Source organism: Algoriphagus sp. SE2, assembly GCF_039563885.1.
Classification (GTDB): domain Bacteria; phylum Bacteroidota; class Bacteroidia; order Cytophagales; family Cyclobacteriaceae; genus Algoriphagus.
The window spans coordinates 1-1,475 of record NZ_JBCLWJ010000050.1 but is presented as its reverse complement, the minus strand read 5'-3'; the positions used below and the strand labels follow the sequence as shown (position 1 = coordinate 1,475).

General features: G+C 47.5%; 1 protein-coding gene. It reads left to right on the top strand.

Annotated features, from left to right (window positions below):
* Positions 1-711: 711 nt before the first annotated feature.
* A partial coding sequence (locus AAGF08_RS20340; RefSeq protein WP_343513286.1) for an HYR domain-containing protein occupies positions 712-1,475 on the top strand: 764 nt, incomplete at its 3' end.

Here is a 1,475-nt window from a genome sequence, read left to right as displayed (position 1 = left end):
AATTCACCTATCCCGTTAACTCCCAATTTTTTATTGGCACAAACCTTTCAGGCAGCATCAACGGGTAGCCTATCCCGGATAGATGTACAGATTGCTAAAACAACTGAGCCGGGCACGATCACGCTAGCCCTTTACAGCGGCAGTGACCCCAATAACCCAGGCGCTCTATTGGGAACAAGTTCATTTGCCAATGTGGATGTAAACGGGGAATTCGTTCCTTTCATCTTTAACAGCCCTATTACTGTTACAGCAGGTCAGTCTTACATCCTGACCCTAACTCCAACAGGGAAGTATGATGCGCAAACAGCAGTAGTCTTAAATGGTGATCCGTATGCTGGAGGTACGTTCTTTTCGAGAAACACGCTGTTTAACGATTCTTTTAGCTCCACATCGATCAATGACATGGTGATTAAAACCTATGTGCTTAAAGCGGGTGCAACTGGCCGATTCATAGCCCTGGATGCCAATGGGAATGCCAGCCTCAGCCCGGATGACCTGGACGGAGGAAGCAGCGATAACTGCGGTAATATTGTAGGTCGTTCCATCAGCCCTAATACATTTAGTTGCCAGGATCTGGGAGTTACTAAGCTGGTGACATTAACGGTAACAGATGCAGTAGGCAATACGTCATCTACTTCTATTAATGTTACCGTCATTGATCCATTAGGTGTATGCAACCAGGCCCCAACAGCCAGTGCACAAAATTTCTTTGTGTCTGCGGATGCAAACTGCCAAGGCAATGCCACAGCTGCTGATTTTGATAATGGTTCCTTTGACCCTGATGGGGATGAGATTTCCTTTAGCGTGAGCCCGGCAGGGCCTTATCCTTTGGGTAGAACGCCCGTTACGTTAACAGTTACCGATAGCAAAGGGGCTTTCGCCATAGCCACAGCCGAGGTTGTTGTAGAAGACAAAACTGCTCCGGTGATTACCGTTCCTGCTGATATCATGGTGGACAACGATGCCAATGCTTGTGGTGCAGTGGTGAACTTCAACCCAACTGTTGCTGATAATTGCTCGGGTGGAACAACCCTAATCATTAGCCCAGCGCCTAACACCTTCTTCCCTGTAGGAACTACTACCGTAACGGTGGATGCAACCGATGAAGCAGGCAATGCGGCAGCTCAGCAGAGCTTCACGGTTACCGTACTAGATGCAGAAGCACCAGTGACACCAGTCTTGGCCGATGCGACAGGCGAATGCAGTGTAACAGTAGATGCCCCAACCACGACAGACAATTGTGTTGGTACAATCACAGGAACGACTACTGATCCAACTGAATATACTGCGCAAGGCACTTACCAAATCAATTGGACCTTTGATGATGGTAATGGAAATAGCACTTCTGCTATTCAAAATGTAATTGTAAAAGATGTAACTGCTCCGGTGATCACATTGATTACGCCGACACCAACGGCAGAGCTGGGCTTAACAAACACAGTGACTTTACTTGCAACAGAAATTTTTGCTGCGAC